This is a genomic window from Fodinibius sediminis (assembly GCF_900182555.1).
Taxonomy (GTDB): Bacteria; Bacteroidota; Rhodothermia; order Balneolales; family Balneolaceae; genus Fodinibius; species Fodinibius sediminis.
In genome coordinates this window covers 1-16281 of sequence record NZ_FXTH01000011.1, presented here as the reverse complement: position 1 = coordinate 16281, position 16281 = coordinate 1, and the positions used below count along the sequence as shown (strand labels likewise).

General features: G+C 40.1%; 15 protein-coding genes. 10 read left to right on the top strand and 5 right to left on the bottom strand.

The window, feature by feature from the left end:
• The 6 genes from tcmP to FN808_RS12420 all read left to right on the top strand — a co-directional run bounded on the left by tcmP (nucleotide 1) and on the right by FN808_RS12420 (nucleotide 7525).
• Nucleotides 1-1110 carry a three-Cys-motif partner protein TcmP gene (tcmP, locus tag FN808_RS12445; protein WP_142714935.1) on the top strand — a complete coding sequence of 370 codons (1110 nt, stop codon included), beginning with the start codon at nucleotides 1-3 and terminating at the stop codon, nucleotides 1108-1110.
• Between the two features lie 11 nt (nucleotides 1111-1121).
• The gene (locus FN808_RS12440) at nucleotides 1122-1856 is read left to right on the top strand and encodes a DUF5131 family protein (protein ID WP_142714934.1); all 735 of its coding nucleotides are present in this window, start codon (nucleotides 1122-1124) and stop codon (nucleotides 1854-1856) included.
• An 8-nt stretch (nucleotides 1857-1864) separates the two neighbouring features.
• Nucleotides 1865-3295 carry a restriction endonuclease subunit S gene (locus tag FN808_RS12435; protein ID WP_142714933.1) on the top strand — a complete coding sequence of 477 codons (1431 nt, stop codon included), beginning with the start codon at nucleotides 1865-1867 and terminating at the stop codon, nucleotides 3293-3295.
• 4 nt (nucleotides 3296-3299) lie between these two features.
• Nucleotides 3300-4964: a hypothetical protein gene (locus FN808_RS12430; RefSeq protein WP_142714932.1), complete on the top strand. Its 1665-nt coding sequence runs from the start codon at nucleotides 3300-3302 to the stop codon at nucleotides 4962-4964.
• Nucleotides 4961-6436 carry a class I SAM-dependent DNA methyltransferase gene (locus FN808_RS12425; protein ID WP_142714931.1) on the top strand — a complete coding sequence of 492 codons (1476 nt, stop codon included), beginning with the start codon at nucleotides 4961-4963 and terminating at the stop codon, nucleotides 6434-6436. Before FN808_RS12430 ends, FN808_RS12425 begins: the two co-directional genes overlap by 4 nt.
• A 441-nt stretch (nucleotides 6437-6877) precedes the next feature.
• On the top strand, nucleotides 6878-7525 hold the full coding sequence (locus FN808_RS12420) for a LexA family protein (RefSeq protein ID WP_142714930.1): 648 nt from the start codon (nucleotides 6878-6880) through the stop codon (nucleotides 7523-7525).
• On the opposite strand, the gene FN808_RS12415 is transcribed toward FN808_RS12420, so the two are convergent.
• Nucleotides 7522-7866: a hypothetical protein gene (locus FN808_RS12415; RefSeq protein ID WP_142714929.1), complete on the bottom strand. Its 345-nt coding sequence runs from the start codon at nucleotides 7864-7866 to the stop codon at nucleotides 7522-7524. The genes FN808_RS12420 and FN808_RS12415 overlap by 4 nt on opposite strands.
• A 79-nt stretch (nucleotides 7867-7945) precedes the next feature.
• Here FN808_RS12415 and FN808_RS12410 point away from each other — a divergent pair, with 79 nt between their 5' ends.
• From FN808_RS12410 to FN808_RS12400, 3 genes are all read left to right on the top strand, one after another.
• Entirely contained in the window at nucleotides 7946-9286 is a 1341-nt protein-coding gene (locus FN808_RS12410; RefSeq protein WP_142714928.1) for a Y-family DNA polymerase, read from the top strand.
• 216 nt (nucleotides 9287-9502) lie between these two features.
• A complete protein-coding gene (locus tag FN808_RS12405; RefSeq protein ID WP_142714927.1) occupies nucleotides 9503-9844 on the top strand; it encodes a hypothetical protein in 342 nt (113 codons plus the stop codon).
• 6 nt (nucleotides 9845-9850) lie between these two features.
• Nucleotides 9851-10624 (top strand): SOS response-associated peptidase, encoded by a 774-nt coding sequence (locus FN808_RS12400; RefSeq protein WP_142714926.1) that lies wholly within the window; start codon nucleotides 9851-9853, stop codon nucleotides 10622-10624.
• 49 nt (nucleotides 10625-10673) lie between these two features.
• Here the strand turns inward: FN808_RS12400 and FN808_RS12395 are convergent, their stop codons facing one another.
• The 4 genes from FN808_RS12395 to FN808_RS12380 all read right to left on the bottom strand — a co-directional run bounded on the left by FN808_RS12395 (nucleotide 10674) and on the right by FN808_RS12380 (nucleotide 14196).
• The gene (locus FN808_RS12395; protein WP_142714925.1) at nucleotides 10674-10991 is read right to left on the bottom strand and encodes a hypothetical protein; all 318 of its coding nucleotides are present in this window, start codon (nucleotides 10989-10991) and stop codon (nucleotides 10674-10676) included.
• 733 nt (nucleotides 10992-11724) lie between these two features.
• A complete protein-coding gene (locus FN808_RS12390; protein ID WP_142714924.1) occupies nucleotides 11725-12165 on the bottom strand; it encodes a hypothetical protein in 441 nt (146 codons plus the stop codon).
• 670 nt (nucleotides 12166-12835) lie between these two features.
• Nucleotides 12836-13927: an AAA family ATPase gene (locus FN808_RS12385; RefSeq protein ID WP_142714923.1), complete on the bottom strand. Its 1092-nt coding sequence runs from the start codon at nucleotides 13925-13927 to the stop codon at nucleotides 12836-12838.
• A 5-nt stretch (nucleotides 13928-13932) separates the two neighbouring features.
• Entirely contained in the window at nucleotides 13933-14196 is a 264-nt protein-coding gene (locus tag FN808_RS12380) for a helix-turn-helix domain-containing protein (protein ID WP_142714922.1), read from the bottom strand.
• Nucleotides 14197-15348: 1152 nt separating this feature from the next.
• Here FN808_RS12380 and FN808_RS12375 point away from each other — a divergent pair.
• Nucleotides 15349-15990 (top strand): DUF3871 family protein, encoded by a 642-nt coding sequence (locus FN808_RS12375; RefSeq protein WP_142714921.1) that lies wholly within the window; start codon nucleotides 15349-15351, stop codon nucleotides 15988-15990.
• The last annotated feature ends 291 nt before the right edge of the window (nucleotides 15991-16281 follow it).

Below are 16281 nucleotides of genomic sequence, written 5' to 3'. Positions count from 1 at the left end.
ATGGGATATAAAGATTTGCATCTTGAGCCTTTCGATGAGGCCACTCTTTCTAAGTTAGAGATATTCGAGGATTATGCCGAAGCTTGGATACCACCATTTGTAATGAGTGGGATACAACAAATTCATATTTTTGATTTGTTTGCCGGACCGGGATATGATGTGAATGGGATAGCTGGGAGCCCTATTCGAATTTTAAAAAAGATTGTTGATCACCTTGGTAATATTCTTAACAAAAAAACACAAATAACCTTACATCTCAATGAATTTGAGCCAAATAAAAGTGATCAAAAAAAATTTGAAATGCTTAAAGAAAACTGTAAAAATTTTGTCGATGAGCATGAAAAATTTAAGTATTGCTTAGAACTTAAATTCTATAACAAGGATGCTGGGTCACTTTTAAATGAGTTACTACCAATAATGAAAAATTATCCATCCTTGGTATTCTTGGATCAGAATGGTATTAAGTTTATATCAGATCAATATTTGTCAGAACTTGAAAAGTTAAATACCACAGATTTTTTGTTTTTTGGTTCTTCATCCTATTTCAAAAGGTTTGGCATGACTGATGAATTCCAGAATGTGCTAAAATTCTCAAAAAAGGAGCTAAATGAAATAGAATGGGCAAATATTCACCGGGTTATAGTTGACAAGTTAAGGGAAAGCTTGTCTTTAGACAGTCAGCTAAAGCTGCATCCATTTTCAATCAAAAAGGGTGCAAATATTTACGGTATAATATTTGGAGCAAGTCATCCCCTCGCAGTTGATAAATTCCTATATATATCATGGAAGAAAAATAAACAGAATGGTGAAGCTAACTTTGACATTGATGATGACACTTCAAAAAGGCAAACTGACTTATTTGACAATGAAAAATTGACTAAAATTGAAAAATTCAAAAAGGAATTAGAAGAAAAAATAGTTGAAGGTTCAATTACCAATAACAAAGAGGCTTTACAATTTACTTACGAAACTGGAAATTCACGACAGATTGCAAATAAGTACTTAAGGATGTTGAAAAAGGACGGTATAATTGACTATGAAGGAAGAACACCAGGTATTACTTATGATAATGTCTTCAAAAAGAAGAATATAGTTAACTATAAAGTATAATTAGGCGCAACATGGCACAATCATCCATTGAATGGACCGAGATGACTTGGAATCCCGTAACCGGGTGCAACAAGGTATCTCAGGGCTGTAAGTTCTGTTATGCAGAAGTAATGGCCAAGCGCCTGAAAGCAATGGGCGTAGAAAAATACCGCAATGAGTTTGAGGTAACAACACATCCCGATACGCTGGATGAGCCCTATTCCTGGAAGAAGTCCCGAGTGGTATTTGTCAATTCCATGAGCGATCTATTTCATGAAAAAATTCCGGTCGAGTTCATACAGGACGTATTCAAGGTTATGAATGATAACCGGCGCCACGTTTTTCAGATATTGACCAAGCGGCCCGAAGTATTATTAGAGTATGACCAAGTCGGTTACCTTGATTGGGCTGACAACATCTGGATGGGTGTATCTGTCGAAAATGAAGATGTGATGCACCGTATAAATACACTGCGTAAAACAAAAGCACATGTTAAATTCCTTTCTTGTGAGCCCCTCATAGGACCACTACCTAATATGCCACTGGATAATATAGAATGGGTCATTGTTGGAGGCGAAAGTGGCCACAATCCACGGCCTATGAAGCCGGAATGGGTTATAGATATTAAACGGCAGTGTGAAAAAGACGATGTGCCATTCTTTTTTAAACAATGGGGTGGACGTAATAAGAAAAAGGCTGGTCGTGAGTTGGATGGGCGTACCTATGATGCCATGCCGGATATGCCACAAGAATTTACAGTAGTATAGGATATAATATGAGTGAAGTTGAGACAATTGAAATTACAGAAGAAAAGATCAAGGGATGGGAAAAATACACTTTGGGGGAGGTAGCTGAATATCTCAATGGAAGAGCATTTAAGCCTGAAGAATGGGAGAATAAAGGACTGCCAATAATTAGGATACAGAATTTGAACGATCCTGAGGCAAGTTATAATTATTCTACTAAAGATTTTAAGGATAGATATTTGGTGCAGAGTGGGGATCTGTTATTTGCTTGGTCAGCTTCTTTGGATGCTTACATCTGGAAAGGGGGAAACGCATGGCTAAATCAGCATATCTTTAAGGTAGTCCCAAGAGATTTTATCGATAATCGTTTTCTTTTTCACTATTTGAAAAGAATAATAAGGGATTTATATGCAAAGTCACATGGATCTGGAATGGTCCATGTGACTAAAAAGAAATTTGAAAATACTGAGATTTTAGTTCCTCCACTTAAATTACAACACCGTATCGTCGAAAAAATAGAAGAACTCTTCTCCGACCTGGATAACGGAATCCAAAACCTCAAAAAAGTGAAGCAGCAGCTCGAAACCTACAAGCAGTCCGTCCTCAAAGCCGCCTTTGAAGGGAAATTCACCAAGCAGTGGCGGGAGCAACAGGAGGATTTGCCGACCCCGGAGGAGTTGAAACGACATATTGAAAAAGAGCAAGAAGAATATCGACAGAAGCAACTAAAAGAATGGGAACAAGAAGTTGATGAGTGGGAAGAACAGGGAGAGCCCGGTAAGAAGCCACGTAAACCCATGAAAGGGAGAACATTTGATCCTCTCGATGAAGAATTAGATAGTTTACCCAAATTACCAAATAATTGGGAATGGATTAGGATTAGTGATACAGTTTCAAGGGTGGAGTATGGGACATCTCAAAAATCTGAGGATTCGGGTGATATGCCAGTTCTTAGAATGGGAAATATGCAAGATGGGAAGTTTGTATGGGACGATTTAGTCTATTCAAATGATCCAGAAGAAATTGAGAAGTATTTACTTCAGCCAGGGGATGTGTTGTTTAATAGAACTAATAGTCCAGAACTGGTTGGGAAAACAGCTCTTTATAAAGGAAAAAAGAAAGCAATTTTTGCTGGTTATTTAATACGGTTAAATCAAATTAATACAATAATAGATGCTCGGTATTTGACCTACTACCTGAATAGCTATGAAGCTCAAAATTATGGTAATAAGGTCAAAACGGATGGAGTTAATCAGTCTAACATAAATGGGACAAAACTTTCAGGTTATCCATTACCATTCACATGTTTACAAGAGCAGAAAAAAGTGGCAGATATGATTGACTCCCGATTGTCTATTGTGGATCAGACTGAAAAAACAATTGAGCAAGAACTTCAAAAAGCAAAAGCTCTACGCCAAAGCATTCTCAAAAAAGCTTTTGAAGGGAAGCTAATTAGTTAGGAATATGAATACCATAATAAATCTTGCCGAAGCAATCGAAGACATTTTAGAACAAAATGATCTCCATCCATTTGGGGGACTTCAAAGAAGGCGTGCGCACTGCTTAAATTACAAACATAGAGACCATAAAATATTTAATAAATCTCCATCTCTTAAAAGAGATGGATATACATTTCACTGGGGGGGCTTGGATGAGTTGCAATTTAATATAGGCATTCAAACTTTAGGAATACGCAATGTATTGAGATACGGTGTTGCATTTTCTTTAAAAGCAACTCAAAGCATTCCAAATCCAACAGATAAATTAGGCAAACTAATTAAAAGATTTAACAAGTTTATAAATGACTATCCAACAATTTTTGAAGATTTAACCTATTGGATAAATGAAAAGGATAAATTTGGAGCTACAGTTTTTGAAAAAGTCGTTCCGATTGAGGATAAATTTATTAGAGAAGGTAATTTCATCTTCATTGGCAATTATTTTGAACAAGATGATTACAACCTAAATGATGATCAACTATTAGAAATAGTATCGACGTTCGATAAATTAATTCCCGTTTACGAGGGGGTTGTACTTAATAATTATTTTGAGCCCAAGGATACAAGAATTATTCGCTTAACATGGAATACTAATGGTTGGGAATTACCATCCGGAAGAGAAGGTAAAAGTAAAAATAAGGATACCCATGAGGGAAAGTACGGATTTGGATTTGAGGAGTGGCTTTTTGATAAATCAAAGATGCTTGATGGATATTTATACGGATTCATGCAACCATTCCATAGTAACGGTAAAAGTACTTTTAGTCTCACAAAGAGAGATGTAAAACTCTATACATTTGATGGGATAAATAAACAACGGTATTGGGTGGGGGCTATTAATGATATTGAGATAGTTGGTAAAGAAATTAGTAGATATGCATATGAAAGATTCGACACAGAGGGGTGGTTAGACCAGAGAAAAAAAGATTTGATACCGCACGATTTAGATCCGAACACTTTTGTTAAAAATAATCAGTTTATTGATGATCCTACCTCTTTGTTTAATGTTCGGTTCCGTCCAGACCAAATTGAAAGCCTACACGATGAATTAGTTCCAATGAAGGAGGAAGAATATCAGGCCATAAATTCTGATCGTTATAAAGCAATTCGAGACCGGTTGTCAAGTGTCAAGAATGAGAAATCATATGCTATAAAAGGTGGTAACAAAAAATATTCACCCAAAGATTTTAAACCCAAAATTACTCGTAGCACAAGGACAGAAAAAAAGGAATTTAAAAATGTACATGATCAGATTCAGGTATCATTCAGCAACTGGCTCTATAATAGATTAAATCCAAATATTTTAGAGGTAGAGCACCCCACTGAAGACGGTCGTAAGCTTGATATTTATATGGTACATGGAGGGAAACAAATTATCTTTGAAGTAAAGAGCTATAATTCACTAAAAACTTCTCTTAATGTAGGGTTAGGCCAGCTAATTGATTATAACTTCTTCCCTGATAATGAACAGGTTGATGAACTTTACTTAGTATCAAATATTCATCCTGATAGGGAAATCAAAAAATATATAGAACATATAAATGAAAGATTATCATTGAAATTTGGCTATATCAACTTCGATCTAATTAGAAAAAATATTATAGAACAAGTAGGTATTAAGTTAATATGACGACAAACGGAATTATACAGAAGGTTTGGAATTTTTGCGATACACTTAGGGATGATGGGGTTGGCTACGGGGATTACCTGGAGCAGATCACTTATCTCCTGTTCTTGAAAATGGCTTGGGAGTATAGTCAACCGCCCTATAACCGGGAAACCCATATTCCTAAAGAGTACAACTGGAATAGCCTGACCAGTAAAAGCGGTACCGATCTGGAGACCCACTACATAAAGCTACTACGTGAACTGGGACAAAAAGAAGGAATGATTGGGCAAATATTTGTGAAAGCCCAAAATAAGGTTACTGATCCAGCTAAATTGTACAAGCTTATCCAGATGATTGACAGCGAAGATTGGGTCATGCTCGGCCCAGATGTAAAAGGCGATATTTATGAAGGGCTATTGGAGAAGAATGCCGAAGATACCAAAAGCGGAGCCGGTCAGTACTTCACCCCACGTCCCTTGATTAAAGCAATGGTGGAGTGTGTAGCTCCAAAACCAGAGAAAACAATCGGAGACCCGGCCTGTGGTACGGGAGGTTTCTTCCTGGCCGCTTATGATTACATATTAGAGAATTACGAGCTCGACAAGGCCCAAAAAGAATTTTTAAAGTACGATACTTTTAAAGGGTGGGAGATTGTCGCTAATACGGCGCGTATGTGCCTGATGAACCTATTCCTCCACAACATAGGCGATCTTACCTCCAAGCCACCCATTGAACGAGAAGATAGTTTAATATCCGACCCAAGAGACCGATTTGACTATGTACTGGCTAATCCGCCTTTTGGCAAGAAAAGCAGCATTACCATCACCAATGAGGATGGTAGCCAGAGTAAGGAGAAGCTGACCTACAACCGACAGGACTTCTGGACCACAAGCTCCAACAAGCAGCTCAACTTTTTGCAGCATATCCGAACACTGCTTAAAAATAATGGTCAGGCAGCAGTGGTAGTGCCTGATAATGTCCTATTTGAAGGCGGCTCTGGTGAGACCGTTAGGAAGAAGCTCTTACAAACCACCGATCTGCATACCATTCTGCGCCTGCCTACCGGTATCTTCTATGCACATGGCGTTAAGGCGAATGTCCTCTTCTTCGATACTAAACCTGCTTCCAAGGAGGCCCAGACCAAAGAGATATGGTTCTATGACTACCGCACCAATGTCCACCACACACTCAAGCAAAAGCCGATGACCTATGAGGACTTGAAACCTTTCGTACAGTGCTATAAGCCTGGCAAACGACATAAGCGGGAACAAACATGGTCAGAGGATAACAAGGATGGCAGATGGCGTAAATACACCTATGAGGAGGTTACCAACCGGGATAAGACCTCTCTCGATATTACCTGGATCAAGGATGATAGTCTGACTGACTTGGAGAATCTTCCGGAACCGGAAGTATTAGCCGGTGACATTGTAGAAAACTTAGAGGCCGGACTGGAAAGCTTCAGGCAGATTATGGATGAACTCGATGAGTAGTATCCTTTATCCCCTTATGTATGGTCATAGTTAAATAATAAGGCTAATGTTCTCTCCCCTTCTTTAGTAAAATTATCTTATAACGGACTTTTCATTTGCCAGAACATAAAGCTGGATAGAGCCCTTGCACAGAGCAATGAATGGATATATCCGTACTTCACGATCTTTGACGTTTTTTCAACTGATGGACAGGGAAAGTTTCCCGCTCTGTGATAGTCATTTGCGTGCTATCTTCTGCCATGAAGCCATAAAAGACTTGTGTGAATTCTCTGACCTTATGCTCACAACTAATCAAGATAGTACGCTTAAAATACGACGCCTAATAAGCATACCTCTTAGCTTATATCTCCTAATAATTGCACCTTAGAGGTATTGAAATAAGAATCAACAGTTAATTATTTTCATATATTTTTTCATGCTATTTTTGTATAATTAGCTCTTATGAAAGAACTGACCGACAAACAACAAGGGGTTTGGGAGTACCTCCTCGGCTATCTGGAAGACCATGACCAGTTCCCTTCCTACGGGGACATGCAGGAGGCTCTGGACTACAGTTCCACCAACAGCATCTTCCAGCACCTGCGGGCCTTGGAAAAGAAAAATTACCTGTCCAAAGAAGGAAGGGGGAACTATACCATTCATCCCACCAAGCGCTCACAACTCAAAGGCTTTTATCCGGGCATACCGGTAAAGGGGCGCATTACCGCTGGAGCCATGCATGAGGCTATCAGTGAGAACCTGGGGCACCTGCCGGTAGAAATTCATCCTGCCAAGTCGGATCACTATTTTGCTTTGATTGTCGATGGCGAGAGTATGATAGATGCGGACATTCGGGATGGCGACTACATTATCATAGATCCACGGTCTCCCGGAGATGGGGAAATTGGAGCTATTGACTACCGTGGAGAGACTACCCTGAAAACCATTGAGCGTACCTCGGGTGGCGTTATCCTGCACCCGGAGAATCCCGCCTATGATTCCATTACCATTACCCCGAAAGAATGGGAAGAGATCACAGTCATTGGAACCTATGTAGGTAAAGCATGGAAGACCGGCGGCAACTGGGGCCTAATCTTTAGATCCGCCTAGCCCTTCCATTGAATGTCAACGTCAACCTTTCGCTCATCAAAGAGCATCTGGTCGTCAAATTCGTACAACAGGATCCAGATAATCTTATCGGAGTCATAGACCAGATGAAAATACCGGTCCTCCTCACAGTGAATAACAAAATGGACCTGTACGCGCTTGCCTTTACGCTGGACATATGATCTTCTCACTTCCCGGACCTTTAGTACTTCCCCCTTCTTTCGTTTGACATAGCGGGGCTGAATGCGTTTATGCTCCCACCCACTCCGGTTACGGGTATTATCCTCTTTAAAGGAGCGGAAGACGGCATCTACATTCACCTTTTCCTTGAGCACGGTTTGCATGGCTAATACATTTATTGTTTTTCATATTTATTTTCATGTATATTAAGCAATAAAAGCCATTATTTTCAACTTATTATTCATGCCTAAACTACCTTCCATTAATCCCGGAACCTACAGCCCAGATGAAGATGTACACAAGATCACCGATTACCGGTGCGTGAGCCGGGATATGCAGCATACCTCTGTGAAGGAGCGGTTGTACCTGCATTTGGACATGAATTGCTTCTATGCCCAGGTGGAACAGCAGTGTTACAAGCTTCACGGCCTACCCATCTATATTGGGGGCTGGTACAAGGGCGAACAAGGGATTCCCCGGGGCATAGTCGCTACCAGCTCCTATGAGGCTCGTGCCCTGGGTATCAAGACCGCCATGAGCGCCTATGAAGCCGAGCAGATCTGCCCGTATATCATCGGCCTGCAGGCTGATTACGAAAAGTACAAGGGAATCAGCAGCCTGATCGAGGATGTGCTCAACGATTTTGCGCCTACAATGGAGAAATACTCCATGGATGAGTATTTCCTGGACATCAATTTCCTAAAGGATCACTCCCGCGCTGAGATTCAGCAGTATGGCCAATCCCTCCGTAACCTGATCTACCAGGAGATCGGGCTGGTATGCTCTATTGGCATCTCCTATTCCAAAACCTATAGCAAACTGGCCAGTGACCTTGACAAGCCGGATGGATTAACCTTGGTACTGGACCAACAGGAAGCCAAAGACTTGCTGGGCCCCCTGCCCTTGGATGAAGTCTGGGGAATAGGCCGCAAGCGGTATGAAAAACTACAAAAGGAAGGTCTTAATACTATATCTGAAGGCATTGACCGGGGCTATCCCATCTTCCAGCAGCTGTTTGGCGCCTACTTTGGCAAAATCATGTATGAGATGATCTCCGGGAAAGACCGCGCCAAAGTACTCACGGAACAACTGAGCCCCAAAGAGCAGCTGAACTATATGCACACCTTCAGCAGTCAGTCCACCGATCCCGCCTGCATTAGCGGAGAAATCATGAAAGGGATCTCCCGGCTTTGCTACCGGATGCGCGGATATAACCTCCGGGCCCGGCAGTACTTCTGTTACCTTCGTATCCAGCACCGGGAGCACAAGGGCGTCAGCTTTCGGTTTAATACTGAGGGCTATACCAACCTGGACGGCTACATCCATCATGAGTGTATGAAGGGGGCTGCCCCACGTATGAAACAACTGCTGAACAGCGGTTATGCCCTCCGGGGCATTGGCGTAGGTACTGTTGGGGTAGACCATTCCAACCAGCAGGAACTCTTCTTCCGGGAAAACCCCCAGGAACGACAATTTTGCCTGGTGCAGGATGCTATTAACAACACTTTTGGCAACCAAACCATCACCCGAGCTTCCATCATGGACTCAGTTCAAGGGAAAACCCATTTTCTGGAACGCTCGTAAACTCTAACGAACCTTATATCACGTCCCCCGATCTATTTCCAAATACGATACTCCACATTCGCCAGCATAACAGCCCATGTTTTAACGTATATAACACCGTAGAAGGCTCTAATAGTCATCACTGTGCATCAGAGCCTCCATATACCAATGCTGACAAGCTGTATTTCCTGTTGTTGCTTATCGTTATTCCTGCTACATTTATTAAAATTACATGCGGTGATCATGGATAAGGACAGGATAAAATCAAAAGTGATTGCAGCCTATCGCCGGGCTAAAACACATCCTGAATTTCTGAGTCAGTTTCAGCATGAAATACAAGCCGTTATCGATTCAGAAGTGCCAGAGACGGTAACCCACTCCGCGCACGTGTATCATGATATCCAGCATCTTAGTGCTGTAAGCAAAAAGGAAGGCTATTCTGCAGCAAACTATCTCCGGCTTATTGCCAATTATGTAGTCATGATAGTAAAAGCGGTAGAAGAGGGAAAAAAGAACATCGATGTCAGTGGTCAGGCTGACTTTTTTGAAGATAATGAAGATTTTAGGCCAACAAATTAAATAGCTATGTGTACCTTTTTTGACAGCCACATTCATCCTGATAAACTCGGATACCTTTTTGGGGCTAAGCTTAATATCCCCAAGAATTTTGAAGGCCGCAGGAATACCCGGCCCACTAATCCATCCTTCATTATTAAAACGGGCGAAGATGGTGAAAGGGAGGTCACCATCCATGAATTTGGACTCATACCAAGCTGGTCTAAAGATAGAAAGTTGCAATACAGCACCATGAATGCACGGGATGATAAACTCATGAGCAGCAACCTTTGGCGTCCCCTGTTCAAGAGCAAGCGGTGTATTGTACCAGTGGCCGGATTTTATGAGCACCATCACCTGGACAAGGAAGTTTCCATTCCGGGTGGCAAGAAGCCCACGGATAAAATCCCCTATTACTTTACCCTGTCAAGCCAGCAGGCATTTGGGCTGGCAGGCTTGTACGACCACTGGGTGGATAAAGAGTCCGGACAAACCATAGGATCCTTCTCCATTATCACCACCGATCCAAACCCTGTGGTCCGAAAAATTCATAATTCAAAAGAACGAATGCCGACCATCCTGCGCAAAGAGGATTATGATTTTTGGCTGGATAAGACGTTGAACCCCGAAGATTATTTTGATCAGAACATCTTTGTCCCCTACCCGGAAGACGATATGGAGGTGTGGCAGGTAAGCAAGGGTTTGGACTATGGCCAGAATGACGAAGAGCTCATTAAGCCCGTAGACCATCCCATTGACCTGGACGAGATTCCAGGGACCCAAAAGGGACTGTTTGGAGACTGAAAAGGTTTTGAATACTACTTTTGGTTGCTAAAAAGCCTACCATTGAGCTTTATCCTGCCCCCGTTACAAAAGCAAAAATGGTATTACCGTACCGCTGAATGAAATTTCGAAGCTCTTCCTTGGTTCGGGTGTATAAAAATCCGTCCTCCCAATCCTCCGGGCCTTTAATTGTTTGCCCCTTCCATATGCTTATTGCTCTGGCGATATCATGGTCAGCGAAATTTGATAAATTAAATACAATGAAATTATCATTTACAATAGCTGGATTGAACGGTTTTTCCCAGGCCACAAGTATAGGTCCGCTGACATGATTCATACGGATGTATGAGAGGATGGTTTCTGATTTTGCGTAATCGTAGTTTTCCACCAACCAACTGCAGTTTTTCAAATCTGAGGTAGAAAACGGTTTATTTTGCAAAGGCCAATAGGTTACAATCTGCTGGTAAGTCGTGGAAGCCGGATAATAGGAACTAAGATTCATGCTACTAATAAAGGAATTGCATACGCGCAGGTAACGGTCCTCTGTATCAGGTGTCGGTCGACTTGTAAAAAGCAAGTAACTGTATCCTCCCAATCCGTCGCTTCCAAAATGATTTTCAAATAAAAAGTCCCGTGTTGGGATATAAAAGTTTGGTCCTTTGCCACCCCCGGCTGTTTTACTCCACTGCCGGCATCCTACCACTATAAAAAGGATCGCAAGTATAAACGATAAATTGTAGGTTCTATGATATGTTTTAAGTCCCTTTGGCATTCGACCTCGAAATAAAGTTTCCGATTGCGATGGTGAAACTTAAACACAGTAGCAATACCAGTCCTATTGCTCCCACTTCATCTAACTCAAGCCAGTAGATTACGCTTGATCCCAAGACTACACCTATGATAGCTGATAAGCTTAAGGCCTTCATCGTAGTTAGACAGATCTCTCGTTGATATCTTTATATCTAATAAAATTTACTGGAAAAGACTTTAAAAGGCACTACCTAATTTTTTCAATCTAATCCTTATCTGGTGATCGAGCTTTCTAAGACCTTAATTAGACTATTTATAGTTTACGTATCTGATTTCAGTCAAAAGATAAAGAGTCCGGGCAAACCATAGGATCATTCTGTGTTGCCCACGAGCATTAGAATATGTTCCCCTTCTGGAGCATCGGCAAAACCGGACATTAGTTCCAACCCTTCAAATGGTGCGTTCCCTGGTATAATGGGGCAAAGTTTAATTTGCAGGTAGCAGTTGGCATCATGGGGCAGATACTTTACAGGCCAGTGACCTTTTCCCTCCTCAATAAGACGATCTACCTGCTCTTTTAGATCATTAAGGGTATTGACGGTGGGATATAGATTTGGTGACGGACCCACATGAAAACTTTTCCTGCTTTCCAGCTCTTCAGTCACTACAATATCATAGCCCTCTTTTGAAAGCATGGCTATCTCACTGGCATTATCCTCCCAGTACGCTTTGCTAATCTTTATGGCAGGCTTACTACCATGAGCATCAATGAAGCTGTTTATAGCCTCCCGTAACTGCGTGATTGATTTCATCTTTACCCCACTATTATGGATGTTCAGAAAGTAAGTTCCAATCGCTCTTAGCGAGAGTAGTTCCTTTTCAAATAGTCAAATTTGTGTTAGCATAAATAAGTAATCTATATACTGTTCTAAGATAACACAGAAACCTGAATTTCGTTATTTCAATAATTCAAGGTTGTTTGGCTCCTCTTCATGTACCCCATCCCTGAACATTCTTATCCATCCTCTGTACCTCATACGCTTGAACAAAAACGTATCCTTATATGAGTCCCCATTAAACCATTTTTAGCGCCTTACACACCAAATGAGAGACATCTACTTGAACTAACATTGCGTGAGGATAACCGAAAGTGGACGGTTACAACAATTATTTTTTATGAGTTCAGTAAAGGAGATTTAACAAGTCCACTATATGAATGAGACTTAAGCGTACAAGAGCTCACACTCGAATAAGAGTTCAACTGGCCTAAACTTAAACCGTTACCCTAAGAAATAAACAACGCGGATAGAGTTTAATTTACATTACCAATAGACTGAATAAAGTAGAGCCCATAACCGGACAAGTTATGGGCTCTATACTCTTACATATTACCTTCAATATGTTCAATAACTTCTATTTCAGTTATATGTATGATCTATATTGAAGTTATTATAGATATTGAAGTTATTGTGGTTATTATAGTTAGTGGGTTGCGGGACTTATATCTATTGGTGTGGTAGTTGTTTCTTCTACATTAACTTTATACTCCCCTTTCTTGATTTTGATTAGTAATCCTTTATCGGTTAGACGTCTAAAATTGTCTTGAAATGCCTTTCTGGACATTTTGTCTTTAATATCTGTCAAAGAGTATATGTCAGAGGACTGTACGGTATTTCCTTCTATATCGTTTTCTTTTATATAATTTAAAATAGTGTCAAGAATGTAATTACGGTTAGTGTTATTTCTTCGTCCATCTTTTCCTTTAAGAGCTCTATACTCAGAGGTTTCTCCAATCAAAAAAATGTTTCTATTTTCATTGATATCAAATAACAGCACATTGTCACTATCTTCCTTCCTATATCGATATGCAACGTCTTTAACGTATCTTTTTCCCGTTATGCATTTGTTAATTCCGATAACAAATCCATTTTCTTGAGCAACTACTCTACTACCGGCCACATCTTCAATGGACATGGGTTTATCTCTGCGTATTTTAGGAGTGTGATGAATTATTATCATTGTTGCATTTGTTGCCTTGGAAATATCACTAATGGAGCTCATTACTTTTTGAGCCGTTGCTGATTCTTCTATTTTTCCACCAAAGTATAATCTGGTAAGGGAGTCAATAATTACAACATTAGCATTACACATATTGATGCAATCAATAAGCATCTCTCTTTTTTCATTTGTATCTAAATGTGATGGAGATTCATCCATAATGTAATAGTTATTAAAAATAAGTTGTTGTTCTTCCTGTGTATACCCTTCAAGTTGATTGATATTTCTTTTCCGATCGTTTAAATCTATGCCCTCAAGTGGGACAAAAAGAACAGTTTTGTCATGGGAGTAAAGTTTGGATCCCAAGAATTGATCTCTGCGTGCTGCAAGGTTAAAACCAAAATTTTCACACATGATTGTTTTACCACTCTTAGATCGGCCTACAACAAAACCTAAATCTCCTTCTGTGATTCCTCTCCATATTGTTTCAGGTTCTGGCATGTCTTTGTATTTATTCACTGTTTCACCCATTGACATTGTTTTTGTATTGTTATCAAATTGTGTTGTATTAGACATAGTTTTTACCTCCAGTTTTTATTACTCTCAAGAATTTCATTTATATCCTCTTTATCGAAATAAATTATCCCTTTCAGTTTTGTAAATGGAAGGGTTCCCTCTGATTTGAGAACGTGAAGTTGCGATTCAGACATATTTAAATAATCTGCAACTTCTGAAGTGCGCATCCACGTTTTATTTTGTGCAAGGTTTTCTTTTATGAGTGTGTTTAGCTTATTATCAATTGAGTACATAAGAGATAATAACTCGCCCTTGTCTATGGTTTTCATAGTTGTTTTGAATTTGAAATATGAAAATTAGACGCTTTTCCCTTGTTATATAACTCCCGAGTTATATAATACGGATGTCTGTAAAAGCGAGATCGAATGAAATTAGAGGTAAGCGCATGCGCTTACACTAAATGTCATATATATATATATAAGGTAATCTATGGAAATGGAGTCTGTAAAAGTGTGAGTACCTCGGCTCACATGCTATTGGCGGAAATCGTTTCCACTACAATAGTCACCACCTGAAAAAGAGCAATTTCAATATCGTTTGAAGGGTCTGTCTTCTTTTCCAGTAATGGACCGCCTAATCTAAATGTTAAAATCGGTATTGTCAAATATTTTATAATCTTATTTTGCTATAAGATATAAAACCATTTAGGAGCTACTTTCCATCAATGTATAGTATATCAATATGATAGTATAGGTTCTTAGATGCATCTATCACCATAAAGCCATATGACAATAAGAATAAGTCGGCTTACTGGAATGGTCTGTCCTCCGGAACGGGAGAGAGAAGTATGTAGTATCACGACTAATTACTCCACCTCGGCTCCGGGTGTTGCTTTCTAATGTATCTCTAACTCATGATCATTGAAATTAGCTAAATAAGTAGAAGAGTATGGATTTGAAGGCTCTGTGTTAAATACCCCCCCCTTTTACATCTGTCTAATAGGCATAGAGCATAAAATGTACGTTAAAACTCCTCTGTCAAGTCGTTTAAATCTGTTTGTAAGAGAACAGGTATATCCTGTTACGGGGGATTTTACCCATCTTTAGGCTATCCTATTTTCTTTCTCATCAGTACCATATGACATAAATGGATCAGGCAACCTCTTTCGTATGTTTGAGAAACTTTTCACCTCTCTGTAGTTGGTACCTTTTTTGTGAAGTGGCTGGTTTGAATAAACAGAAGTCCGCTCTCGACAAATCTATGATTAGACTTGGAACCAAATCATCAAAGACCTCATTCAATTTGCCCCCCCTATCCAGATAATTACAAATTTTCTAAGATTTTTTCGTCTATAGTTTATCGTCATAATGTCATTTTTGCCAATTGTTTAAGCGCAAAGCAACCATCTCCACAGATCACCCCCGCTTGGTTCCGGGATTTCAAATACCCCCCCACTAAAACCGTAATCAAATCATGATATCATGGAATCAAATCAATTGAATTTCAATACAACCACAAACTGGAAAGAGGAGACTGTGAAAGATGAAAAGCTTCATTTTCAAGCTCCCGAAACCAAACGACTCAAGCATTATGAGCTAGACCTCTTACACATAGTCCCAGAAAACAAAGAAGAGAATAAGCCATTTATTTCTCACACAACGTTTGTTGATTCTGTTATAGGCATAGTAGAGCATGTCTTCCCATTGCAGTGCAATCTGGAGCCAAATATTTTAGTTAAACAGCCTGTTATAGGAAGAATACCTCAGGCGAAGGGCAAACCGGATAGCCAGTTGCAAGAATTTGAGAAGACGATCTATTATAATGCCATGCGTGTAGTGATACCTGTACCCATTACATCAGAATTAGAGGCGTTCAACCTTACATATATAATAGGCGGTTTCCACTGCTACAATCAAAGTTCGGATTGTAAGAAGCCAGGAGAGGAGATAATTAAAATCTTTGAAGGCTTCGAAGACAAGAGGAGCAGACAACTGGCTATAAAGACGTGTGAAACCCTTATAGCAAATCAGTTGGAAAGTGTAAGGGCTCTGGAGGGCAGGTTATTCAATTTCGTAAAAAGAGTAAGTAACTATCCTGGTTTCTCTGCTAATACAGAGATGTGACTGAATTTGGAAGTAAAATGGGAGGGGGATTAGCCCCTCCTATTTAGATATAATGTCAGAGTAGGAAATGTTATATAATGTGTAATAGCCACGATGAAATCCGACAGTCAGCCGTTATAAGTTGTAATAGCCACGACTTGATCTGACAGTCAGCCGTTAGAAGTTGGTTTTAGTTGTCAGGTTGATCTCATCTGAGTTTGGCTCTTCCGGAGCTGGTTGTTCATCGGTTAATCCAATATCAGATTCAGCCGATTGCATAACGTCTTTGGCGACCTGATTGTTGTTTTGCCA